Source organism: Pseudoalteromonas rhizosphaerae, from assembly GCF_902498845.1.
GTDB lineage: Bacteria > Pseudomonadota > Gammaproteobacteria > Enterobacterales > Alteromonadaceae > Pseudoalteromonas > Pseudoalteromonas rhizosphaerae.
In genome coordinates, this window is record NZ_CABVLM010000001.1 from 1 (window position 1) to 25577 (window position 25577).

Sequence of the window (25577 nt, forward strand, 5' to 3'; positions counted from 1 at the left end):
TTTTATCAACAGGGCATTGCGCCAAAACAACACCATTTTCGCAGGCAAATGCACTGACCATATAAAGTGCATCGCGCCTATCTGACTGATTAAATGAACCTTTCAATCGCTTACCATCAATCGCAACGACATCGCCCTGAGTTAATTTAGAACAGTCTTTCATCTAAGAAGAAAAAGAATCTTGAAACTGCGTCATATCAATACGACTCATCACACGAGCGATTGTGTCATGGCGAGGGATACCTTGCTCAGAGGAACGTACTTCCTGAGCCAATCTAATCTATCATGGCCAAAATCTTCAATATCTTCCCAGCCTTGGCACCCAGATATGACAGCGCTGACAGCTAAGAATATGATATCAAAAAGTTTATGGACAACTTTACCCTGCTGGCGAGGGTCGTCAATTGATTCGAAATATTTAAATAGTTGAATATCAGGCATGGGGCTCCTTAAAAAGGAGTATAAGATCATACTTTTAAGTCAAGGTAAAGTTCGTGATCTTGCCCTGGATGTTGAATAGCCTTATTGGAGTAATTGTGGGATTTTAATTATTTAAATGATTAAAGCCACGTAATGCTTAAGTGACGTGGCTTTTAATGTTACTGTTGTTGCGCTTCTTGCTCGGCGATTTGCTTAAATGCTTGCACAAATGCATCGCTTGGTTGGCCGCCGGTGAGGGCGAATTGCTCGTTAATGATAAAAGTTGGCACTGAGGTAATGCCCATCTGTTGTAGCGCATTTTGCTCGCTGCGCACCTCTTGGAAATACTCACCAGAGTCTAAAATTTCTTTTGCGCGGGCTCTATCAAGGCCAACGCTTTGCACTACATCAAGCAGCGTATCTTGCTCATTTAAATAAACTAAATCAGTAAAGTGCGCTTTAAAAAATGCCAGTTTTAATTCAGTTTGCTTGCCTTCAGTGGCAGCCCATGTCAGTAAACGATGTAAATCAAAACTATTGATCATGATTCGTTTGCCGTCAAAGTTAAAATCAAAGCCTGCTTGCTCGCCTATCTCTAAAATACGTTTACGGTTTTCGTCACCTTGTTCTTCAGTGAGGCCGTATTTTAGTGCTAAATGCTCATTTAAATCTTGGCCAACAACAGGCATGTCTGGATTTAGTTCGAATGGCTTCCAGCTGATCTCAGCTGTAAATTCGTCACTTAATTGCGCAAGGGCTGTTTCAAGGTTTTTATAACCAATAATGCACCATGGGCACATAACGTCTGAAACTATGTCGATTTTAAGCTTTTTCATCAGTGAGCCTATTTTTTACAAAATGTAACAGGGATATGCAGGCGAGGGTGAGTAAATTCAAGGGGGGCTATTGTTAGTTTTTATAAAGCTACATGGCAGGGGGCTTACCGTGCAGCTTTAAGGATAAGCTAATTTAAGTTAAATTAACCTGCTAAACCAAATGGGTCGTCAATACTATGAGCTGGCTCGGTAAACCATTGTGGGCCGTTGTCGGTCATGTAAAAATGATCCTCTAAGCGAACGCCAAATTCATCGGGTACAACTAGCATAGGTTCGTTACTAAAACACATGCCTGCTGCGAGTGGGGTTTTGTTACCACCGACTAAATAAGGCCATTCGTGAATGTCTAAACCAATACCGTGACCGGTGCGATGCGGACAACCTGGGGTTTGATATTCAGGACCTAAATCTTGTGCAGCTAAATAACCGCGTGCTGCAGCATCAACGGCCTCACAAGGAGCACCGATTTTAGCGGCGTTGAAGGCGGCGATTTGCGCGGCTTTTTCGTAATCCCAAAACTGGCGTTGGCGCTCTGTGGCCTCACCAAACACATAGGTTCGGGTAATATCTGATAAATAATCATGTACTTTACAGCCAGTATCAATCAGTACCATATCGCCTTTTTTAAGAATTTGCGGGTCTTTCACGCCATGTGGGAACGAGGTTGCAACGCCAAATAATACGATGCAAAAATAGTTACCTGAAGCACCTACTTTTTGGTGTGCTTGCTTGATAAACGCTTCAACTTCGCTCGTACTGATTCCTTCGTGTAACATACTTGCAGTTGCTTGGTGAACCGCTAACGTCATATCCATAGCGCGTTGCATCAGTGCCAGCTCGTTGGCTGATTTATGCATTCGACAATGAGCGGTCACAGGTTGTGCATTGACTAGGTTTAAGCCAGTTTGCGCTTTATTGATACCGTCAAAAATAAAGAATTGTGCGCTTTCGTCAATTCCCACAGTACCATTGGCTGCAATGCCCATTTCGGTGATTATATTTACAAATAATGCATAGGGGTTTTCGTGCTCTTGCCAGCCACGAATTGGTCCATCAATTACTTTAAAACCATTAAGTGAGCCAATTTCAAAATACGGGGCAATGTATTGTAAGTCGCCCTTGGCAGGTAAGATAGCACCTACCAGTCGCTCGCTTGCATACCAACGCATGCCTGTAAAATAGGCAAGGTTAGTGCCTGCGTTTAGATAAATCGCATCAATGCCATTCGCTTGCATATAGGTTTGTGCATTAGCGATACGTGCTAAGTGTTCATCAGCTTGAATAGCCGTCAAATCGCCTGTCATATCACTTAGGCTGGCTAATGCCTGCTCGTTAGTTTGGGTACCAATACCAAATATTGTCATGGTGCTCTCCTTTATTTGTATTTGGCTATTGTGCTTGCGCCACTGCTGTACTGCAAGCGAGTTGCGTTGAAAAGCGGCTCATACAATTGGATTGTAAATTAATCTGTGGTGGATGGTTTTAACTCTTTGGGCTATTAGCTCTACTCTCACGGAGTTTTTTGTTTACTCTAAATTATTGTATGAAAATAAAAATACAGATTTTATGTTTGGTTTCGCGGCAAATAACGATGAATATGACCTAAAACTAAGCCGTTTGATAATAGGCAATTTTGTACTCGCACTCCAGTAAGTTAAAAGACATCCACTACTTTTAAAAATTAAAATGACACCCAACTTCAATACAGTTACATGAGTTTTTATGTGTCTAATGATATTAAAAAACTCTTCACAGAATAATAAATGTGTATTTTGGGGCGAATATAGCAAATAACTGGCAGCATAAGCTTCAGCCTTGAGCTGATAAAAAAGTAAAGAGTTGTTTTATATGGTATTACGCTAATAGTTTTTCGCAGTTTTTGAGGTTACTTCGTCGTTTAAAGTGTTGGTGTTCACAATACCGGTCAATTGCATCTGGTTTACCAACAGCACCATGAAAGACTTTAGTAAACCTACTGGTGATTTTTAGCCAGTTTTCAGGGCATATGTTTAGTTGCTCTAGTAGCGGTGGCAAAGAATGATCTATATAACCTGTTTTATCTGTTCTTATGCAGCGCCCTGTTTTATCAACAAGGTTTAGGTAAGAGTTCAGTTCAAAAGGCAAACCATTTACAGTGTGTTTTGTTGTTAAACCTGCAAAGCGAAATAAGGACCTAGGTTGTTTGGCATTTTGTGCTGCTGCAATACGTTTTTTAATACTTGTATAATTTGAGTTTTCAGGTGATGAAGCGGTTCCAGCACGGATTGGGTTTAGATCGACATAGGCCATACAAGCCACTAGTGCTGACTCATCAAGTAAAGCTTGAGATTTAAAGCGCCCCTCCCAAAATCTACCTTTACAATTATCTTCTTTATTAGCTTTGCGAGCAATGTACTCATTAAGTGATCGCATAAACCAGCTAATGTCCATTAGCCTTGAACGATATTCTCCAATACTAGACTTTACTAATTGCAGTTCGACAGTAGAGAGTACCTCATTTTTCACAAAGCGTTGAGTTAATAAAGTACCTTTAAATGCTTTGTGCCAGCGTAAGGCAATGGCTTTATCATTTAGGCGGTTAGCTTTATTATTATCTACATGAAGGATGATATGTGTATGATTACTCATCACAGCATAGGCGCATACATCAATACAAAATATTGAAGCGAGCATTATAATTTTATCTTCAACCCATTCTCTGCGGTGCTCATACGATTGGCCCGTATGCTTGTCCATACCACATAAATAAGCTTTTCTTACGCAACGAGATATACAATGATAGTAGCGAGTATCACTTAGGCTAATTTGTCTTTTTCGAGCGATTGCCATAAAACCTCCAATGTTGTGTTTATATAAAAATACTAGTCACTTTATATAGGACTGCAACTTTATGATGGGATTGAATTGGAATCAGTTGTTGAATTTAGATTTAAATTGGTGTCATGTAAGTTTGATATAGGACTGCAACTTTATGATGGGTTTGAATTGGAATCAGTTGTTGAATTTAGATTTAAGTGGGTGTCATGTAAGTTTTTTTTCATCATGCAACTTGTAATGAGGTGTAATGTTTTATTTCATGTCGACGTTTACGCTTATAGGGCTGTTAATCCTAGCAGCGTAAACGTCACAGGAACTCGACAATGATTACTTCAAAACTTTTATTTGTGGTTTTACTTGGTACGGCATCGATTGCGCATGCTGGTACGCAGTACACAACACAACCTGCAAGCAATATTACGACAACATCGGCGCAGTTAAATGGTTATTCGGCATCTACTATTGGCTTAAGTGGTGAAATAATTGATTATGGTGAAACCACAAACTATGGCTTTAGTGTTTTAGTCACACCCGCAGGAGTTAATGGCCCTGTGAGTGCGCAAGTAGCTAATTTAGAGTGTGGAACGCAGTATCATTTTCGGTTTCATGGTGATCCAAAACCGCCCAGATCAACACTGCAAGGTGAAGATCTCACTTTTACCACGCTACCATGTAACCCCACTATATTAAACAATATCTCCCTAGAAACAGGTGGCCAATATTACCTTGTGGCTGAGAATAATGGGGGGGATACAGTGAATGCAAATCGTCTTGCAATTGGTCCATGGGAGCAATTTAATTTAATAGATATTAATGGCGGTGATTTGCTAAGTGGTGATGAAATACATATCCAAACAACATCAGGATACTATTTTGTGGCAGAGCAAGGTGGTGGGGCTGCACTTAATGCAAACCGAACTGCGGCATCAATATGGGAAACGTTCACTATAGAATTACCAAATAACCCTGGTGCATTAATTCAAAATGGTGACAACATCGCGCTTAAATCGATTAATGGTTATTACGTACAAGCGGTCAATAATGGTGGTTTTGGAACCAATGTTCTGCCTACTGTTATAGGTTGTAATGCAATGTATCCTTGCTCATTAGAAATGTTTAAAATAATATTTTAAGTGTGGGCCGCAATTACCAAAACAGTCTATTGTAAGGTAGTTGCGACTTTCAGTATAATACGTTGCACTTGCTGCTGAGGTTTACTCCATAGCGCAGTGTTAACAACCGTATCAAAGTATGATATTTAATTATTCAAAGTATATATGACACTCTTAACAATCATTTTCAAAGCTCAGCTGCACTATTTAACGAGGTTTTTTAGCATAGGGTAGACGCGTTATAGCGTGTGTTTTGTGATAACTATCTAAGCCGCTAATGGTGACGGTGTTGATTGACTCTAAATCGATAAAACCATCCTCTAAAATTGCTGAGTCTTCAACATGTAAGTCTATAATCTCACCGATTACTAACTCAGTGCCATTTACGGCAAGGTGTTGATGTTCAACAAATTTAACTGCATACTTTAAACGGCTTTGAGCAACAAACGGAGCCGAAAAATTAGCCAGATACTCGGTTGTAAGGCCTGTAGCATCAAATTCAGATTCATTTTTATCGTAACGGGCAGAAGTCTGGTGAGCTTGTTCCACAATCTCGCTATTCACTTGGTTAATAGTGTAAACACCGGTTGCTAAAATATTCTCGAAAGTATGACGAGGTACACTATGTGGGCGGATTATCATGGCGACCAAGGGTGGATGCGCACCTAGATGAATCACCGAACTTACAATTGCTAAGTTGGTGTTGCCAGCACTATCTTGAGTACCAATTAAGTTGGCACTTTTAAAACCAGATAGTGAGTTTATTAAATGCGTACGGTAGTGTTTATCTAACTGACTAATGGCGTCTGTTGTAAAGTGCATGGTTTATCCTTACCAGTGTATGTGCTCACCTTGCCAATCAATGTAGGCGGGTTGACCTAACTCAGTGAGCTGTTCAGGTTGTTGTAAAAGAGTATAAAGTTGTGATGCTACAAACTCAGGTGTAAAGAGCTTACCTGCGGGTACATTTTTTTGAAACGGCTTAGATAAATTAGTATCTGTTGTGCCTGGATGAAAAAGAATTAAACGGGTTTGTTTTGCGCGTCGTTGCAGTTCAATAGCTGCTGTTTTAAATAACATATTAAGTGCTGCTTTTGAGGCGCGGTAGCTGTACCAGCCGCCTAAGTTATTGTCTGTAATACTCCCTACTCGCGCACTTAAGGCCGTTATGGTACAAGGTATTTTGTGGCTAAGTAGCGGCGCGATTGCTTGCAGGCACAAAATAGGAGTTAAAGTATTGGTGTTGAGTAAAGTATTGAAATAATGCTCATCGATATCGTCGAGTTTTTTTTCAGGCATAGATTGCGCATAATGTAATTGGCCGTTAAAAATAACTACCTGAGTTGGGTATATTGCGCGCTCTTTAAGTAAGTTTGTTAATTCATTTAAGCGTGCTTTGGAATAGTCACAAACAAACTGCTCAACAGCAATACCGACAGCGGATGTGTCAATACAGCTGCGACTTACACAAAAAACCATAGCCTGCGGATCGTGTTTGGCAATTTCTTTTAGATACGCATTTGCAATTTCACTACTTGCACCGAAAATAATATAAGTGTTAGTCATTATTTTATCCCACAACTTGATTGGCAGAAAATGCGTGTGATTTGTCTGCGGTATTTTGCAAACAGGCGATAACCTAGATCGGCAATAAAGCGTATTATGGGTAATTGTAGCAGCTTTAGCCATGAATGACGGCCAACCGTTTGCCATGCTTCAAATGTGACATCTAATCCGTAAATCATTTCACCGTTATCACGCTGGCCATGCAAAAACGCCATGGCATCGTGGCGTTTTATGTTTTTAAAGCGCTGCTCAAAATCATCTTTATTTATATCTTCGAGTATTATTTTGTTGTGTGTGTCAGCACGCTTAAGTGAATCCATTTCTTTAACACAAAGCGGGCAATTACCATCGTAAAAAATAATCATAGTTACTCAAAATTCGTCGATTTATTATGTCTTGTTACGAAATAGAATAAGCCTTGGATCTGTTAAATTATCCATTTGGATGATATTAATAGAGTCTTACAAATATAAAGGTAAGCAAAGTGTCGATTTTTTACCGCATTTTACACTCCACACTTAAAAATTGAACACGGCTTATTATTAGTACCTTTATGGTATAAACATCAACAATGGAGTATCAGGAATGAGTGAACAATATGCCGCCTTGCGTGGGAACGTTAATTTATTGGGGCAATTATTAGGCCAAACAATCAAAGACGCCCAAGGACAAGCGATTTTAGATAAAGTAGAAGAAATTCGAGCTTTAGCTAAGTCATCCCGCACAGGAAACGAGCAAGACCGCCATACCTTAATTAATGTTCTGCATGCTTTAACCGATGAAGAGTTACTGCCAGTAGCACGTGCTTTTAATCACTTTTTGAATTTAGCCAATGTTGCAGAGCAGTTTCATACTATTTCCCGTTTTAATGACGTGGGTTTTTGTCAGCTAAGTCCGTTAACACAAACTTTAAAAGCATTAGCTAGCCACGCACAACAGGGTAAAATAAATCCCAATGAAATCGCAGAAAGCTTAGCCAAACTGCATATTAATTTAGTTTTAACTGCACACCCAACTGAAGTAACTCGTCGTACAATTATTAACAAACACGTTGAATTAAGTGATTGCTTAGCGGCTCTTGAGCGCACCGATAACCTGTCTTATGAGCGTGAAAATATATTAAACCGTATCGCACAGTTGATCAGCCAAGCATGGCATACTGACGACATCCGTCGTTCACGTCCAACCCCAATTGATGAAGCGAAATGGGGTTTTGCAGTTATCGAAAATAGCCTTTGGCACGCCGTTCCGCGTTTTTTACGAGACTTTAATAAAGAAGTAAAAGAGCACCTTGATTTAGAGTTACCAAACGATTACAGCCCCGTTGAATTTACCTCATGGATGGGGGGCGATCGCGATGGCAATCCATTTGTAACAGCATTAGTGACGCAGCAAGTGCTGGATCATGGGCGCTGGATGGCACTTGATTTATACAGTCGCGATATCGACACTTTAAGCACTGAGCTTTCTATGTCACAAGCCAGTGATGAGCTAGTCGAGCTCGCTGGACAAGATTTTGAACCGTATCGTGCGGTATTAAAAGTACTCAAAGCGCAAGTGAGTGAAACCGTTGCTCATCTTGGCGCTAAAATTATGAATAAGCGCACCGATGCACAAGACATCGTCACTGACATTGAGCAGTTAAAGCAGCCGCTTGAGGCATGCTACCGTTCGTTGCTTAAGAGTAACATTGCGGTGGTAGCCAATGGCTTATTATTAGACGTGTTACGTCGTATTAATAGCTTTGGTATTCGTTTAGCTAAACTTGATGTGCGCCAAGACTCATCACGCCACAGTCAGGTATTTTCCGAGCTCACTCGTTATTTAGGTTTAGGTGATTACGACCAATGGCAAGAAGAAGATAAGCAGGCATTTTTATTAGCCGAGCTTAACTCTCGTCGCCCGCTTATTCCTAAACATTGGCAACCAAGCGCTGATGTTAAAGAAGTCCTCGACACCTTTGATGTAATCGCCAAGCAAGATGCGTCGACGTTTGGTTTATATATTATTTCAATGGCACGCACAGCCTCTGATGTATTAGCAGTACAACTGCTATTAAAAGAAAGTGGTTGTAGTTTTAAACTGCCTGTTGCGCCATTATTTGAAACCTTAGATGACTTAAATGCAGGCAGCGATGTTATTACTCAATTGCTTGATAATAACTGGTATCGAGGCCAAGCTGAGGGCATACAGAATGTCATGATTGGTTACTCAGATTCAGCCAAAGATGCTGGCATGATGGCTGCCGGATGGGCGCAATACGAGGCAATGGATAAGCTTGTACAATTGGCAGAGCAACGTGGTATTGAGCTGGTATTATTCCATGGTCGTGGTGGTACTGTTGGTCGTGGTGGTGCACCTGCTGCACAAGCCTTACGTTCACAGCCACCAGGTTCACTCAAAGGTGGCCTGCGTGTTACCGAACAAGGGGAGATGATCCGCTTTAAGTTTGGCCTACCTAACGTGGCGCTGGAAAGTCTAAACATCTATGCCGGTGCTGTGCTTGAAAGTAATTTGTTACCACCACCAGAGCCAAAAGATGAATGGCGTGATGTAATGGCGTTGATCAGTGAAAAGTCATGTGAGCATTACCGTAATGTAGTGCGTTTTGATGAAGACTTTGTGCCGTACTTTAGAATGGCAACACCAGAGCAGGAACTATCAAAATTACCGCTTGGTTCGCGTCCAGCAAAGCGTAATCCCAATGGTGGTGTTGAAAGCCTGCGAGCTATCCCGTGGATTTTTGCTTGGAGTCAAAATCGCTTAATGCTACCAGCATGGCTTGGGGCACTAACTGGTTTACAAGCTGCACTTGAAAAACATGGCATAGATACCCTTAATGAAATGAGTCAACGCTGGCCGTTTTTCAGAGCCCGTCTAGAAATGCTTGAAATGGTATTCAGTAAAGCGGACTGTTGGTTAAGTGCGCATTACGACGACGCTTTAGTTGAAGAGCAATACAAACCACTAGGTGAAAAACTGCGTAAAGAGCTCAAGCAGGCTATTTCACTGGTACAATCGTTAAGCCCACAGCAAAGTTTGCTTGCCGATCAACCTTGGATAAAAGAGTCTATTGGTTTGCGTAACCCGTATACGGATCCATTGAATGTGCTTCAAGTTGAGTTGTTAAAACGTTCGCGCGAAGCGGCAGAAGGCAGCTCTGGTGACATTGATAACGCGTTAATGATCACTATGACTGGGATTGCCGCAGGTATGCGTAATACAGGTTGATTGTTAGTCGATAAATACTCGACCTCTTGATACTGCTTTGCAGCTTGAGGTCGTTTAATGACTAACGTGCTAACAAATTGTGCGCCGCTGTTGGTAATACTAATTTAAATTGGTAAAGGTGCGGCGCATTTGTTACTAAACAGGTTATATTTAATTGCATTAACACGCCTAGTTATTCAAATTAAGCTTATTTAATTACCATCTATTGCATTTCTTCAGTAATAAAAGTCATCCTTTATTCCGTATTAACGTTCTGGTCAGACCTGATTTGATATTAGATATTGACTGTTCATTTTTTTTATCTAGAATATCGGCTGTTTTGTCATTTTATGGCAATTGTACTAATAATCGAGTAGTAATTATGTCAAATGTGTCTACTTGCATCACGTATGATGCATCTACGTCATTAATAATGATGACGCTTAGAGGGACGGCAAGTGCACAGGATGTGATGAACTTTTATCAAATTGCGCAGCAGTATGTATCTATTTACGGCAGTAATAAATTACTCGTTGATGTGTCTGAATTAACGCATAAATTTCCGGCTAGTGATCTACTGACAATTATGCCTGCAGTGTCAAAGTGGTTATCCAGCTGCTTTATTGCTCGCGTCGTTAGTTTTGATGGTTTTATGCACGATTTGTTTTTGCAAAAAGCGCAACGCTTTGATATAAAGGCAGAAAACTTTGATTGTTTTAACAGCGCGAAAAATTGGTTAGTAAATCAACCTAGCATTTAAGCGTTGAACCTTCTAAACTAATTAGCCATTAAATCATAAAACTAGTCTATGTCTTCATTAACGCCTTCAGTAAGTACTCAAACTAGCTGCGTTTTTAGCTTCAGTGAAAAACAACAGCAGCAGTTATATCTTCACGTAAAACAGCACAAGGGTATTTTAAATACCGCTGATATCACAGCTTTGTGCGCGCAATATAAGCAACCTGTCGAGGTTATACTGCGCGCCTGTTTACCTATTGCTGCAAAATTTGCAGTTGTGCCTATTTCACATTTTTTTGTTGGGGCAATTGTAGTTGGCTACGATAAACACGGTGAGCAACATTTTTATTTTGGGGCTAACGTTGAATTTGCACAACAAGCATTAAGCTTAGTGGTTCATGCTGAGCAATCGGCAATTAATAACGCTTGGCTCAATGGCGCGAAAAAAATAGCTAAAATTGCTATCAGTGATGCGCCATGTGGTTATTGTCGTCAATTTATGAATGAGTTGGCTGATGCGCAGAGCTTTGATATTTTATTACCGCAGCAGCAATTCAAGCTGGCTGATTTACTCCCTCACTCATTTGGTCCGCAAGATTTAGGTAATTCTTATAGCTTGTTTAACCCCGCTCCACAACAGCATGAATTTGTTGTAACTGATGAACTGGATAAAACGTTGTTAAGTTATGCGTTGGCTGCATATGTACCTTACTCTGAAAATTACAGTGCAGTGAAAATTAGTACTTTCGAAAATGGTAATTTTTATGGTTGTTATGCGGAGAATGCCGCGTATAGCCCGAGCTTATCACCACTGCAAAGTGCGGTGAGTCAATTGCATTTAGCCGGTTTGGCAATGACTAAAGATGTTGTCAAAGGGATTGAGTTACTACAAACGCAGGGTAAGGGAAATCAGTTAAGTGTCAGTCAAGCAGTACTGGCAAGTTACACTGATTTGCCAGTACTACAAAGTATTAGTTTAAATATTAAGCCAACAGCAGTTTAGCGGCTTCGAGTACCACGGCGACTGATTTTTTCTCAATCTCGCCGTGATCTACATTGGGGATTTCTTGGCGAGTACGATTAACCAACACACCAGCTACACAGGCGGCTTTTAGCCCCAGTGCTGCACACATTGTAAATAAGGTTGCTGATTCCATTTCATAGTTCATCACGCCCAGCTTTTGCCATTCTTCACAGCTACCTTGAAATGCTTTTGGTACATAACCTGAGTAAGTGTCGTAACGTTCTTGACCTGGGTAAAAAGTATCGCTTGATGCAGTAATACCAATATGAAAATCAATACCTAAATTACCGCACGCATTGACCATCGCTTGAGTGGCGAAAAAGTCAGACACAGCGGGGTAGTTCAATGGCGCAAAATGTTGGCTCGCACCATCTAAACGCACAGATGCTTGGCTGATTAAAATATCACCTTCATTAATATGAGGTTGAATAGCGCCAGTTGTGCCAATTCGTAAGAATGTTTCAACTCCCAATTGCGCCAGCTCTTCTACTGCAATGGAGGTTGAAGGACCACCAATACCGGTTGAGCAAATAACCACAGAGTTACCGTTAAGTTGACCTAAGTAAGCATGAAACTCTCGGGTTTGGACGAGGCAAGTTGGGTTTTCGAGAAAAGTTGAAATACGTGCTGCACGATCTGGATCGCCCGGTACAATTGCAAGTTTTGCACCGTGTAGATCGTCGCGGGTGAGTCCTAAGTGAAATACCTTTTCCATAGCGGGGCCTTATTTATAACTTTTGTTCTAACGTCAGTTAATAACGCTAATTTATAAAGAGTTGTTATCAATTTAGCATAATTACCACAATGCATTGCCTTGTACAGGACGGATGTCCGTTATCAAATTTATTCATTCTCTTTGAATATTCAAGCAACTGACTTTAATTTGTGTCATCGCCGGTAGTTGACTTGTATTCATAGACACTATATCAATCCTACTAGGCACTCTATTTTAGTTTATACGTTGTTGGATAAATAAGTATAACCAATTGTTATTTTAGAGGTTTATATAGTTATTTAAAATGTAGCTAAAGCGGCGAGAGTAATAAAATTGCGAGTGAAAATCGGCGCGTGAATCTTTTATTAATTTTATTTTCAACAACGCTCTTTTGCATAACTACGCAAAAGCACACAGTAAGGAATTGCAATGAGCACACAATGGCACACATTTAAAAGTAAAGTTGAGCACTGTTTATGTCCGCCGGGCGATGGCGTTTTTACGGTTAATACTGCAAAAGAACGAAAAGCGGCGCTGCGTATGAAACTGTATGGGCAAGAAGATAATGTCGATACGCTATGGCGTGCATCACTCGATACACTTAGTCAAAGTGAGCATAAAGCGGTGACTTTAGGCATTAGCTCTGACTGTGGTGGTGGCATTTTACGCGGCGCCAACTGGGGGCCGTTGTTTTTACGTTCAGCATTGATTGATCAGCAGCCTCAGGCAAAGTCGTTTGATTTAGGTGATGTAAGGGTTATTCCACATTTATTGCATGATAAATATTTAAACGACGCGACTATCAGTAATTGCCAACAGGCATTATATGATAATCCAAGCAGTGAGTATTATGTCAGCCCGTTGTCTATCACTGAAGATGTATGCGATAGCTTTTATGCAACGTTTACTGATAAAGGCATTTTTGGTATTGGTGGTGATCATTCAATTAGTTACCCGTTAACTAAAGCGTATTTGAAGGCAAAGCGTGCGCAAGGTAAACGCACTGCGATTATTCACTTTGATGCGCATACCGATTTACTCGTTGAGCGTTTAGGTATCGATTTATGTTTTGGCTCGTGGTGCACGCATATTTTAGAGTTTTTACCTGCACCACATCATCTGATCCAATTTGGTATTCGCTCAAGCGGTAAGCCAAAAGAACACTGGGAATCTACCTTTGGCGTTAAACAACATTGGGCCCATGAGATCATCGAACGAGGCGCACCGGCAATTGCCGCAGAAGTCATTGCTCAGCTTAAAGCTGATAATGTTGATGAACTCTACGTCAGCTTTGATATTGACGCCCTCGATGAAGAGTTTGCATCAGCAACAGGCACACCCGAAGGGAACGGTTTAACGCCGCAGCATGCTTTGGATATCTTGGTTGCTTTGGCTGATGAATTTCCGATCACCGGCGCTGATATGATGGAAATTGCTCCATTTACCGACAGTTCACTGATTGGTCAATCGAGTTCAGATACAACGCTTAGGGAAGGTGCAAAAATTTCAGCATTTTTAATTAATGCTATGAACCGCGCATAGTTAATAACAGTTCATTTAAGCAGCCTGCTACGGCATGCTGCTTTTTAAATTCACAAATCAGCTATTTGCCGTTATATTTAATTTACATCAACAGATGCTTAAAGTAATAATCGGTGGGGCAAGAGTGGCTAAGTGGTGTTATTTTTTATTTATAATCTTAAGTAATCAAAGTCTCGCTAAATTAAATGTGGTGACGGAATATTTTCCGCCTGCTCAATATCTTGATGAAAACGAACAACTTGTTGGCTATATAGCTGATAAAGTTCAAATGGTGTTAGCTTCTTCAACACTCGATTATACAATCTCAGTGCATAGTTGGAGTACCGCATTTAATATGGCACTGCGCGATCCGCAAACGTGTATTTTTTCTATGACGCGTTCAACTCCTCGTGAAAAGCAATTTATTTGGATTGCAGAATTAGCAAAGTTGAATACTTATCTGTATGCATTGAATTCAAAAAACATTGTTATCAATTCCCTAGAGCAAGCAAAGCAGTACCGGGTTGCGGTATTAAAAGATAACTACAGCCATCACTTTTTATTATCACAGGGCTTTGAAGAAGGTGTAAATCTAATGCTGATGAATAGTTTTGATAATATTTTTAAAATAGTTCAAAGCCGTCAAAGCAGTATCGATATCGTTGTATTACCTGAACAACGGGCTAAATATGAGCATGCTAAAAGGCAAGTTACTGACAAATTAACACCTATTTTAAGGCTTAATATTGAGCAACCGGCATTATATTTTGCTTGTAACAAAGCGCTAGATAAGCCAACTCAAACCAAACTCAGCAACGCATTCAACGCGTATCAGTAAGCTTTTATTGTTGGTAATACACTGATATTTAATTACTTTTAATATTAATTAAATTTAAATTGCCCAACCTTTAAAAGGGGTTATAATCCAGCTGCTTTTGCTTATAAAAGCGCTTATTTTTGGAGTTATAAATGGGTGACTTAATCGGGATTGGTTTATTAATCTTGATCAGTGCGTTATTTGCTATGTCGGAAATCGCCATCGCAGCATCACGTAAAATTAAATTAAGAGTCATGGCTGACGAAGGCAATGCTAAAGCGGCTGCAGTATTAAAGCTGCAAGAGCAACCCGGTGCTTTTTTTGCCATGATCCAAATTGCTCTCAATGCAATTGCTATTTTAGGCGGTATAGTGGGCGAACAAGCGCTTTCACCTTATGTTGAAAGTGTACTTGTGTTGTTTTATCAAGGACCGTTACTGGCGCAAATTAGCTTTTTACTGTCGTTTTTGACAATTACTTCATTGTTTATTTTATTTGCTGATTTATTACCAAAACGCTTAGCTATGATCCTACCAGAGGCTGTTGCGGTTCGCGTAGTCACGATTATGCGTTGGGTAACGTATGCATTAACACCGTTGGTATTGTTTTTTAATGGTGTAACTAATATTGTTTTACGCTTATTCAATGTGCCGGCAGAGCGTGAAGACATTGTAACTACCGAAGACATAGTCGCAATGATGGATGCAGGCGCAGAATATGGTAGCTTACAACAACAAGAATATGATTTGATTGGTAATGTATTTGATTTAGAAGCGCGCTTTTTATCGAGTGTTATGTCACCTAGAGATCAAATAGTCTACTTTGATATTAACGAAGCCAGCGATAGTATTTCGGGCAAAATCATTGATCATCCACATAATCATTTTTTGGTATGTAATGGCAATTTAGATAAATTAATTGGCTCAGTTGAATCAAAAGATATTCTTCGCCAAGTGCTCAAAGGCGATGCAGCGAATATTAACGACGAAATGCTCGAAAAAGAGATTTTTTATCTACCAGAAACACTGAGTTTGTCAGAGGCATTAAATGCCTTTAAAGGCGCAGCAAAACCTTTCGCAGTGGTGGTAAATGAATACGCACTTGTCGTGGGAATTGTGACAGTTAAAGATCTTATGAAAGGCTTTATGGGAGATTTGATCACCCATAATGGTGATGAATTAATTATCGCACGTGATGCAAATTCATGGTTAGTTGATGGTTTAACCCCAGCCGTTGAGCTGGCAAAAGTGCTCGGTGTGGATGAATTTCCAGATCAAATGCATTATGAAACTGTTGCCGGATTTTTAATTTATACCATGAAGCGAATTCCTAAACGAGCAGAATATATTCAATACGCAGGTTTTAAATTTGAAGTTGTGGATGTTGAAGGGATCCGAGTTGAACAGTTATTGGTGTCTAAAATACTACCGGTAGAACCAGCCTTACAATAAACGTGAGGCGCTATGCGCCTCATTATTTATTCAAAAGCGCCTTTTATTATTGCAAAGCCGTGCTCAACCATATGAATGCCATTACTCCATACATGTTGTGGCGCTAAAGTGTTGCTATCAAGTAAAACTAAGTCGGCGTCTGAGCCTTTGCTAATAGTGCCTTTTTTAATCCCCAGTACATTAGCGGGATTAGTGGTTATGGCCATTAATGCGTGCTCTATACTCACCTCATATTGATGTACAGCTTGTTGAAAAGCACCTAACAGAGAGGCTTCTTTACCAATTTCAAGCCCGAGCAAATTAAATTGCTCGTCAAATATTGGCAGGCTGGCATGGCCATCTGAACTCATAGTCAATTGTGTTGGCTTAACATTGTGTGTTAAACAGTAAGCTAACGCTTGCGCGGCAGCATATTCGCCATGAGCAAGATCATACTCAGTTGTGCTGGTGGTAAAATCAATTGTACCGCCGGCTTCACAAAATAAAATCCCAGCGTCAAGCAGCGCTTTATTTCTATTCATGTGTGTTGGATAAAACTGACTCAATGAAATATCAGTATTTTTATCAACCTCATGCAGAATCGCTAAGTGACTATTAACGGGGCCGACATGAATGCTCACGGTGCCTTTTTTTGCGCTTAGCATGCCGGCGACTTTTGCTTCTGCTGCCAACTCTGCGAGTTGTTGAACGGTGGGTTGGCTGCTACGGTGATCTGAAATTGCCACTTCGCCTACGCCAATAAACTCGTCAATATACATTAGGTCATTTGTAATACTACCCGTCAGTGTTTTAGCGGGTAAGTGATAAGAGCCAGTATGGCAAAATACATTAAGACCAAGCTCTTTTAAGCCTTTCGCTTTAGCAACTAAGTTGGTTAGTGTGCGACTGCTTGAGTCAGTGCCCAGCGCTGCAATAACGGTTGTAATACCTGCTAAGGTGGCATCAGTTAAGTTCATTTCTGGCGTTCGACTAGTAAAACCTGCTTCGCCGCCACCGCCTGTAATATGGACCAAAGAGTCAACAAAGCCTGGTACTAGAATGTTTCCTCGGCCATCGATAATCTTTACTTCGGTATTACTTTCTAGTTTGATCTCGGTTCGAAAATCAATCACTTTAGAACCAGCGATGAGTACATCCATCTGCCCTTGAGGGCTTGGAGTATAAAGGTTTGCACCTCGAATTAATGTCAACATAGTGAAGTCTTTTTATTGATAATTGATAAAATAAGCAAGAAATATGAAGCCGCTTGCTAAAGTAAATAATGCTAAAGTGAAACGCCAAATAAAGGCTGCCCATTCGCTCCAATCAAGCTTTACAATACCTAAGCAACCGATCAAGCTGGCTGAGGTTGGAATGAATATATTCGTTAAGCCATCGCCAAACTGAAAAGCTAATACCACAATTTGTCGTGAGACATTGAGTAAATCGCCTAATGGAGACATCAGTGGCATAGTGATAGCGGCTTGACCTGACCCTGAAGAAACAAAAAAGTTAAACACACTTTGAAATAATAACATTCCCCATGCCGCAACAAAGTCTGGTACCGCAGCGATACTACTAGCACTATGATAAAGTAATGTATTTAAGGTTGACGGTGCATTTAAATCACTGCCGCCAAGTAATAATACCACCCCTTTGGCAAGAGCGACTAACATAGCTGCGGGCAACAATTCTTGTGCACCATGTTTAAATGCATCTGCACTTTGGTTGGCTGTTTGTTTATTAAAAATACTGGCGATAAAAGCACTGAGCACGCCAATACAAAAAAACTGTGCTGCGAGCTCTGGAATATAGTATTGGCGCGCCATCACACCCCACACAACCCAAGTAATACCCGCTATAAAAGTAATCAAGATAAGTTTATCGGCGGTATCTAATTTTATATCAGTATGGGAGTCGCTTTGCGCGGTGTTAATGGTTCTGATCGAGTTGGCATAACGTATAGTAAAAAATAAACCAAATAGTGTAAACACAACCCATGCGATCATTCTAAAGCCAGCACCAGAAAAAACCGGTATTTCAGCAATAGATTGTGCAATTGCAATACTAAAAGGATTCATCCAAGACGTTGCAAAGCCAATTTGTGTGGCAACATACGTAGTTAAAACCGTTACTTTGGCATCATAGCCGAGCTGTTTCATGATCGGTAGCAAGACAATACAAAAAGCAATGGCTTCTTCGCCCATACCAAATACTGCGCCACCTAAGGAAAATAACACAAATAATAATGGTAGAAACAGCCATTCAACTCGCTGAGTTTTATTGATAAGCGCCATAATACCGTTATTAATTGCGCCCGTTTTCATAATGATACCGAATGCACCACCAGTAATTAATATAAACGCCATAACACCGATAGTTGCGCCGTACTTGTCACCCGAGACTAAACCTTCAAACAACACATTTGCCAGACCAATTTCACCGCCTTCAGCAAACAGCGGTGTTTGCTCGCTAACAGCCACTGTTTGGTATTGAGAAAGTTCAACACTGTGGCTATCTTTTTGGGCGTTAAACATCCCAGGAGTAATAAACAAGGTTGCCAAGTAGGCAATTAATGCAACTGATAACAAGATGATACTTGCATCAGGCATAGTAAATTGTTTGTTTTTCATAATTTCACTTTTCGCAAAGAAATAGGTTGCTTAGACTAAGCCGCACACCTGCTTATTTTAACACGAAGTTTATTTGAATAAGTGACCTTACTCTACAAAGCAAAGCCACTTAGTACAATTTGGATGGTGTTACGCACAGCGACTAGTGCTGCGCGTATAATTTTTAGAAACGATAGCTGACACTAAATGTATAACGCGCGCCATAAGCATTATGGTTTATAGAATCAAAACCACGACTTGAGCCGTATAGCTGTGGCGGCTCTTTGTCAAAAATATTATCAATGCGCGCTCTTAAGGTAAGGGCTTTATTTACGTAGTAACCTGCAGATAAATCCCATACGAGCCAATCGTCAACTTGATGATTACCTTGTGAGTCAAGTTTACCTAAACTTTCCAGTTCATCAATTTCACGGCCTCGAAGTCCTTCAATGTCATCATCATAGCTGCTGGTGTAGTTAGCCCCTAAGTTTAAGTAGTAGCTTTGTGCTTCCCAATCGATTGACATACGAGCGATGTTTTCAGGGTAGCGATATGTACCCACTAGCTTTTCAATTGAGTCTGAGCCCGGTTTGTTGCGTTCAAATTCAAGGTAGTGAGTACCGTCAAATGCGAAGGTTAAGTCGCCGCCAGATAACGCAAAGCGATGGTCAAATTTAATATCAATACCCGCTAACGTTTGTGTGCCGGTATTTTCAAGCGGAATGACATGGTCGCGGAATAAGGGTAAGTAGTCTTCACCAGGACGGGGATTAAAGTTATCTGGGTTTTTATCGCCAGCTTTGTTATCTTCATCAACATAGTTAGCTAAAATCTCAGTAAGATTAGCGCCATCTTGCTCGATGTTTAAACCACTATTGTCACTGATATCACATAGCTCATTATCGTAAGAAATACCTTGTTGACCTTCTGGGACAATACCGCAATGGCGCAGTGATGCATCAGTAATGGCACGATCTAGCACCGCAGTCATATTAGTATCAATCACTTCTTCGTGATCAAACTGCCAGTAATCAACGGTTAGGTTAGTATCAGCGCTTGGGCTCCAAGCAAAACCAACACTAATAGCTTCTGATTCTTCTGCTTTAAGATTTTTATTTCCAAGCTCGAGTGAGTTAACACTTACCTCTGTTCCTTGGCTCATACAATAAAGATCAGATACTGCTTGGTTAGCACCGCAATCGAAGGTTGATTGAGTGGTTCTTAATTTAACACCAGCTTGCGTAAGAGAAGGGGCACGGAATGACGTAGACCATGAGCCACGTAACACTAACGAGTCGTTAGGACGATAGCTTAAGCCTATTTTTGGATTAAAGGTGCCGCCAAAATCGTCATAATGATCGTAACGTCCTGCCGCCTGTAGCTCAACTTGATCGGTCAATGATACACTTATTTCTGCGAACGCCGCGTATTGAGTGCGATCAGCCTCTGATAAGCTCGAGCCAAAACCAAATACATCCACTAAGTAGCCGTTTTCAGGGCGTGCTTGCGAGTCAAGTGATGGAATGTCAGTTAATTCTTCACGGCGAGCTTCAACTCCAAATGATGCATAAGCGGGTAAATCATTAAAGGTGAATAGCTCACCGTTAAAGTTTGCATCCCAGCCGTATACGGTGCTTTCGCCACTGCGTGTTGGACGTGCCTGTGCCGTTGCTAAAACCGCATCGTTGGCGGCATCGCCTTGCACAAATGGATTATAAAATGGCAGTAAATCGCCTGATACACAGTTAAGGTTCGCGCCGTCGTAGTTTGCTAATGTACCGTCTGAGCATAGTTCACCAGTAATGGCGGCATGAAATTGGTAGCGATTGTAAATACCATCAATGGCTTCTTGTTCAGAGCTTGAGCGAGAAAAGGTTACGCCTGACTCCCAGCTCCAGTCACCAACATCACCTGCAAGGCTACTCACTAAGCGGAAGTTTTTAGTTTCTACTTCGACAGTACGTGGGGCATTAAAACGCGCATCAAAGCCAAAGCCGTAAACTTCGCGGCCAGCTTGCGTATCAAATTCAAATGGGTCAATAAACACTTGATCCATCAAATCATTACTGCCATCTGCATTATCATAAATGAACAGCGCATCTTCTAAAATGAAAGGGCCATCTTCATCATTTATTTGATTAATCGGTGAGGGTGACGAGTACGCTTTTGCCTTTGTTTGGCTATAGAAAAAGTCAGTATGCCAATCAAGACCGCCTAAGCTGCTATTGAACATAAAGCCAGTCGATAGACTCTCAAATGGCGTATCCAGATAATCGTCTTGATTTGGGTAATAGGCACAAATGTCTTCACCAAATTCAGTTGTAACTAATTCAGTCTGGCAATTTGGCGCTGGCAATTCATTCCCATCACGCGAGCTGTAATAATAAATATTTGGCGCGTTTTCAAGTTTTGGTAAGTACGAATAACTATTCACCAGTGGTGATGATGCAGTGAAATCTCGATCGGTTGCTTTAAATGCGTTACGGTCAAAAATATCGGCAAAAACCGTTAAGTTACTCTCACCAATTTTTGTACCGTATACTAGGTTAAGTTGTTTTTTACCTTCATCATGACTGTTAAAGCTGTTTGCGTAGGATGCGTTTACTTCAGCGCCTTCAAAGTCATCTTTTAAAATATAGTTAATTACACCTGCTACGGCATCTGCACCGTAAACCGCTGATGCACCGGTTGCAAGAATATCAATACGCTCGATAGCAGCAAGTGGAATTGAGTTCACATCGACAAAGTTTTCCGTGCCAGCGGCAAATGAACTGGGCGCAACACGACGACCATTAATCAGTGTTAATGTGGCTGATGGGCCCATGCCACGTAGACTTGCTGCAGATTGTCCCGCAGGTGTTGAAGTGGACGTGCCACCGCTTTCTGAAGTGGAAAAAGTGCCGCTACCACCTTTGAACACGGATAAATCCTTTAATAATTCGTGAATCGTGTTGGCGCCAGAGCGTTTGATGGCATCTTGGTCTAATACCGTTAGTGGAATCGTTCCTTCAAGATCGACGCCTTTTAAACGTGATCCGGTGACTTCTACTCGTTCAATGTTTTCAGCTTTAGTGTTTTCTTGCGCATACAAAAAAGTTGGGCAAAGCACTGCGCTTATTGCCGTTGCAATAGTTAATTGACGAAACATATTGGTTTACCTTTGTCTTTATTTTAAGCACAGGTGTACTGCACAGTGCTTATTTTTTGATTATTTAGACAGGGCCGTGATCGATAGACACAGTTAGCCCCTCACAGAGAATGTGAGGTAGTGGCTACTCGTCAAACCACTCCGAAAGGTAGTGAGGAGAGTAGAAATATGTACACAGCGATGTTGCGTTTTTAAACATAATTCCAATCCAAAAGGTTTTTGACAAAGCTAGTATTTGGGTGCTAGCTTACTCGCGATTTAAAAGTTCCTTATTTTTATAGCAAGCATAAAGTTTTACTGCAAGCTATTTTTTATCATTTTTTACATGAGTATAACATTATGGAAAACTTTCGGGAACATCTTGCAAAGAGCCCTAAATGTGGTTTTTTTGCTGCTTTTACACTGGTAATGACCGCTTTTTCGGCGAATATATCTGCAAATCAAACTGAGCAAACCTTGCTGTTAATTGGTGGCGCATTAACGACTTGTTCAAGTTTAAATCCTAAAAATTGCATTGAAAAAACATCATTAATAGGAAAAAAAGCGAATCAATTTCAATTGACGGGCAAAGCACTACAAGAAATAAAAAGCCAATGGCCTGATGATAGTACTAATAACCGCAATGAAACCTTGCGGGTTTTATCAAAAATAGCTAAGCAACAGCCTAATCTTATCGATAAAGGGTCTTTGCTATGGGCTTGGCGGGATTTAGATAGCCGCTCGCTCAATAATTTAACTGATCGAGAATATAACTTTGTAACTGATATGCTGGAAGTGGCGGTTGTTGATGCTAAAGGCCAGCGCATAAAAGAAACGGTGCAAAGCAAACAAAATAATGAGCCGGCTGCTAATGATATAGTTAATTTTATTTCTGCAACAGCTAAAGTAAATAGTAAACAGCCGAGCTTATTAGCTATCACAGCATCGAGTCGCGACCCTTATGAATCGGCTGATTTTTATGAAGGCTTACTGGATTTTGATCATATTAAAAGTTCATGGCTGGCATTAACTCCGGCATTAGCGCAAGCAATCACAACTGGGCAATGTGAAAAGCTAGCGCAATTTCGCCAGCAAAACATGCAGGTGTTTAATCGCCACAAAATCTATCCTGACCGTATTCAAGCTGAGCAACAACTATGCGACGCGGGTGTTGATAATTTAGTTGCAAAAATCGAATCTGCAACAGGTATTATGCTCAATGGTGGCGATCAAAGTTTAACTCGAAAAGTGTTATTTGATGATACGGGCAAGCCGTATCCATGGACCGATGCTATACGTTCACGTCCGCTATTGGTAGGTACAAGTGCAGGCACAGCCATTCAAAGTGGCGGCAGTAACCAGTTTGGTAGTGTTGCGATGATCACTAATGGCACTAGTTTAGCTGCATTACGCGATGGTGCGCACGCAGTTTCTGCACCGAGTGAACGTTGTGAAGATGATTGTAATCAAGGGCTAAGCGCAGATACATTAACCTATCAAACTAATGGTGGGCTGGGTAGCTTTAGTGCAGGTATAGTTGACACCCATTTTAGTGAGCGAAATCGCACTGTGCGTTTAGCGACATTGCTTGCAAAAACAGGGCAACAGTATGGCTTTGGTGTTGATGAAACGACAGCTTTAGTGTTCATAAAATCACAACAGAGTACGATTGTGACAGTGCTAGGTAAGCATGGGGTTGTGCATTTAAATAAGGGCAAAGATAAATACAGTTTTGATTATTCATTTTGGCCAGCTGGTGCGATTATTGATGTAACACCGCAAGGCTACCAATTAAACCAACGTACTATAGATAGTGCTTTGCCTGCAATTAAAATACCGCCTTTGCCAATGCAGCGTTTTAATAACATACTCACTGATGCTAAATTGCGCTCGCTTACTCAAGCAATGTGTTTAGCTAATGAGCAGTCAGCGGTAGGTCAGCAAGATGAGTTTATAGTGACTTTAAATGCCAGTAAAAATACCCAGTATCAGAGAATAAGTCCAAGCAGTTATGGCTGTGCAATTGAACGACTTAGCGTGAATATTACGACGATTCAATGATGCTTTGATGAAGAGCTACTGTTACTCACAGTAGCTCTTCTTTAAATGACAAAGTAATGTGTTAAATTGTCAACAACACCAATTTGGATATATTAGCTACCCATTTCCCCTCAAATCTCACAACCGATGATTGAACATCTGCTTGCTGTGTCGCTTTTCGTTTCAGACGCTAAAAATGACTACTTTTAATCTTTACTGCAGCTGCATTGTTATATTCATTAAAGATAAAATTAACTCTTTTGTACCTGAAATTAGCAATCGAGTTGTCCTGTTTTTTAGCTCACCGTCAAGTCTTTTTACATCACTTTACATGCTCTTAGATCTTTTAAAAATAATTCTCAATTAACATTGGAAAATGTAATAATTTAATTTAGAATGATCGTTCATTCTAAATTAAGGGTAGTTAACATGCAGCGTTCTCGCGTCGTTCTTTTTACTGTCACCGCTTTGGCAAGTGCAGTTGCTTTATCCGGTTGCGATCAAACTCAGCAGGCGAATGCGCCTGCTTCGCAGCCAGCTCCTGTTGGCGTAATTACATTAAAAAGCCAACCATTAACGCTTACTAAGGAGCTTCCTGGACGAGTAACTGCGTCTCAAGTGGCGGAGATTCGTCCTCAGGTAAGCGGTATTATTCAATCACGTTTATTCACTCAAGGTGCTGAAGTTAAAAAAGGTCAGGCTTTATATCAAATCGACCCAGCTACATTTGAAGCGCAAGTGGCAACCAGTAAAGCCGCTATTAGTAAGGCACAAGCAAGCATTGCTAATGCAAAGGCTAAATCAGATCGTTATTCTGAGTTACTAGCAATAAAAGCGGTCAGCCAACAAGATTTTGATGAAGCAGACGCAAGCTATAAAGGCGCCCAGGCTGATTTATTAACTGCGCAAGCGCAGCTTAAAACAGCGCAGATCAACCTAAACTATAGTCGAGTTTCATCGCCTATTAGTGGCCAAATTGGCAAATCTAACGTGACTGCTGGTGCTTTGGTAAGTGCTAATCAAGCAACCGTATTAGCAACTGTCACTCAGCTTGATCCAATTTATATTGACCTTACTCAGTCAAGTAGTGAGTTGACTCGCTTGAAAAAAGCGATTGCCACTGGTGAGCTTGACAAAGATCTTACTGCGCAATCAAAGGTTGAACTCACTATGGAAGATGGCTCAGTGTATCCGCACACTGGCACTTTGCAGTTTTCTGAAGTGGCTGTTGATCCAAGCACTGGCTCAGTGACTTTACGAGCAGAATTTCCAAATCCAGAAAAGCTATTATTACCAGGTATGTACGTCAGAGCTGCGGTTGTTGAAGGTGTTAAGTCTAATGCTATTTTAGTACCGCAACGTGGTGTGAGTCGTAATACTAAAGGTGAGCCTACAGCGATGGTGGTGAGTAAAGATAATACCGTTGAAGCGCGGGTATTAAAAACTGACCGCACAGTAGGTGCAAACTGGTTAGTGACTAGTGGCTTAAACGACGGCGATCAACTGATTGTTGAAGGTTTACAAAAAATAGCACCAGGCGCACCTGTTAATGCAGTGCCAGCCGACTCAGCTACTAAAACTCAATAACGGAG

General features: G+C 40.8%; 20 protein-coding genes. 9 read left to right on the plus strand and 11 right to left on the minus strand.

Annotation, left to right across the window (positions count from 1 at the left end; translation table 11 throughout):
• Window positions 1-210 precede the first annotated feature (210 nt).
• The 4 genes from PSR9079_RS00015 to PSR9079_RS00030 form a co-directional block, all read right to left on the minus strand.
• Window positions 211-441, minus strand: coding sequence for a transposase family protein (locus tag PSR9079_RS00015; protein ID WP_179959126.1), 231 nt, complete (start codon window positions 439-441; stop codon window positions 211-213).
• 158 nt (window positions 442-599) lie between these two features.
• Window positions 600-1256, minus strand: coding sequence for a DsbA family oxidoreductase (locus PSR9079_RS00020; RefSeq protein ID WP_149979956.1), 657 nt, complete (start codon window positions 1254-1256; stop codon window positions 600-602).
• Between the two features lie 143 nt (window positions 1257-1399).
• Window positions 1400-2620 (minus strand): M24 family metallopeptidase, encoded by a 1221-nt coding sequence (locus PSR9079_RS00025; RefSeq protein ID WP_149979957.1) that lies wholly within the window; start codon window positions 2618-2620, stop codon window positions 1400-1402.
• Window positions 2621-3110: 490 nt separating this feature from the next.
• Window positions 3111-4085, minus strand: a complete 975-nt coding sequence (locus tag PSR9079_RS00030) for a transposase (RefSeq protein WP_149979958.1) — start codon at window positions 4083-4085, stop codon at window positions 3111-3113.
• Window positions 4086-4396: 311 nt separating this feature from the next.
• Between PSR9079_RS00030 and PSR9079_RS00035 the strand changes: the two genes are divergently transcribed.
• A complete protein-coding gene (locus PSR9079_RS00035; RefSeq protein WP_149979959.1) occupies window positions 4397-5206 on the plus strand; it encodes a fascin domain-containing protein in 810 nt (269 codons plus the stop codon).
• Window positions 5207-5392: 186 nt separating this feature from the next.
• On the opposite strand, the gene PSR9079_RS00040 is transcribed toward PSR9079_RS00035, so the two are convergent.
• From PSR9079_RS00040 to PSR9079_RS00050, 3 genes are read right to left on the minus strand one after another with little or no spacing between them, the layout of a single operon-like run.
• The gene (locus tag PSR9079_RS00040; RefSeq protein WP_149979960.1) at window positions 5393-6007 is read right to left on the minus strand and encodes a flavin reductase family protein; all 615 of its coding nucleotides are present in this window, start codon (window positions 6005-6007) and stop codon (window positions 5393-5395) included.
• Between the two features lie 9 nt (window positions 6008-6016).
• A complete protein-coding gene (locus tag PSR9079_RS00045) occupies window positions 6017-6751 on the minus strand; it encodes an SDR family NAD(P)-dependent oxidoreductase (protein WP_149979961.1) in 735 nt (244 codons plus the stop codon).
• On the minus strand, window positions 6751-7116 hold the full coding sequence (locus tag PSR9079_RS00050; RefSeq protein WP_149979962.1) for a thiol-disulfide oxidoreductase DCC family protein: 366 nt from the start codon (window positions 7114-7116) through the stop codon (window positions 6751-6753). The genes PSR9079_RS00045 and PSR9079_RS00050 overlap by 1 nt, the downstream gene beginning before the upstream one ends.
• A 220-nt stretch (window positions 7117-7336) precedes the next feature.
• Between PSR9079_RS00050 and ppc the strand changes: the two genes are divergently transcribed.
• From ppc to cdd, 3 genes are all read left to right on the plus strand, one after another.
• Window positions 7337-9982 carry a phosphoenolpyruvate carboxylase gene (gene ppc / locus PSR9079_RS00055; RefSeq protein ID WP_149979963.1) on the plus strand — a complete coding sequence of 882 codons (2646 nt, stop codon included), beginning with the start codon at window positions 7337-7339 and terminating at the stop codon, window positions 9980-9982.
• 361 nt (window positions 9983-10343) lie between these two features.
• A complete protein-coding gene (locus tag PSR9079_RS00060) occupies window positions 10344-10721 on the plus strand; it encodes a hypothetical protein (protein ID WP_149979964.1) in 378 nt (125 codons plus the stop codon).
• Between the two features lie 48 nt (window positions 10722-10769).
• Window positions 10770-11702, plus strand: a complete 933-nt coding sequence (cdd, locus tag PSR9079_RS00065) for a cytidine deaminase (RefSeq protein WP_149979965.1) — start codon at window positions 10770-10772, stop codon at window positions 11700-11702.
• Here the strand turns inward: cdd and udp are convergent.
• A complete protein-coding gene (gene udp / locus PSR9079_RS00070; RefSeq protein ID WP_149979966.1) occupies window positions 11683-12438 on the minus strand; it encodes a uridine phosphorylase in 756 nt (251 codons plus the stop codon). The genes cdd and udp overlap by 20 nt on opposite strands.
• Before the next feature lie 429 nt (window positions 12439-12867).
• Between udp and PSR9079_RS00075 the strand changes: the two genes are divergently transcribed.
• The 3 genes from PSR9079_RS00075 (at window position 12868) to paeA (ending at window position 16227) form a co-directional block, all read left to right on the plus strand.
• Window positions 12868-13980, plus strand: coding sequence for an arginase family protein (locus PSR9079_RS00075; protein WP_145234417.1), 1113 nt, complete (start codon window positions 12868-12870; stop codon window positions 13978-13980).
• Between the two features lie 34 nt (window positions 13981-14014).
• On the plus strand, window positions 14015-14797 hold the full coding sequence (locus PSR9079_RS00080) for a substrate-binding periplasmic protein (protein WP_246175453.1): 783 nt from the start codon (window positions 14015-14017) through the stop codon (window positions 14795-14797).
• 131 nt (window positions 14798-14928) lie between these two features.
• Window positions 14929-16227 carry a polyamine export protein PaeA gene (paeA, locus tag PSR9079_RS00085; RefSeq protein ID WP_149979967.1) on the plus strand — a complete coding sequence of 433 codons (1299 nt, stop codon included), beginning with the start codon at window positions 14929-14931 and terminating at the stop codon, window positions 16225-16227.
• A gap of 26 nt (window positions 16228-16253) precedes the next feature.
• On the opposite strand, the gene iadA is transcribed toward paeA, so the two are convergent.
• The 3 genes from iadA to PSR9079_RS00100 form a co-directional block, all read right to left on the minus strand.
• On the minus strand, window positions 16254-17420 hold the full coding sequence (gene iadA / locus PSR9079_RS00090) for a beta-aspartyl-peptidase (protein WP_149979968.1): 1167 nt from the start codon (window positions 17418-17420) through the stop codon (window positions 16254-16256).
• 12 nt (window positions 17421-17432) lie between these two features.
• Window positions 17433-18839 (minus strand): putative basic amino acid antiporter YfcC, encoded by a 1407-nt coding sequence (yfcC, locus tag PSR9079_RS00095; protein ID WP_145234408.1) that lies wholly within the window; start codon window positions 18837-18839, stop codon window positions 17433-17435.
• 163 nt (window positions 18840-19002) lie between these two features.
• Window positions 19003-21966 carry a TonB-dependent receptor domain-containing protein gene (locus tag PSR9079_RS00100; protein WP_149979969.1) on the minus strand — a complete coding sequence of 988 codons (2964 nt, stop codon included), beginning with the start codon at window positions 21964-21966 and terminating at the stop codon, window positions 19003-19005.
• Between the two features lie 339 nt (window positions 21967-22305).
• Between PSR9079_RS00100 and PSR9079_RS00105 the strand changes: the two genes are divergently transcribed.
• On the plus strand, window positions 22306-24006 hold the full coding sequence (locus PSR9079_RS00105) for a cyanophycinase (protein ID WP_149979970.1): 1701 nt from the start codon (window positions 22306-22308) through the stop codon (window positions 24004-24006).
• 408 nt (window positions 24007-24414) lie between these two features.
• Window positions 24415-25572 carry an efflux RND transporter periplasmic adaptor subunit gene (locus tag PSR9079_RS00110; protein WP_149979971.1) on the plus strand — a complete coding sequence of 386 codons (1158 nt, stop codon included), beginning with the start codon at window positions 24415-24417 and terminating at the stop codon, window positions 25570-25572.
• Window positions 25573-25577 lie beyond the last annotated feature (5 nt).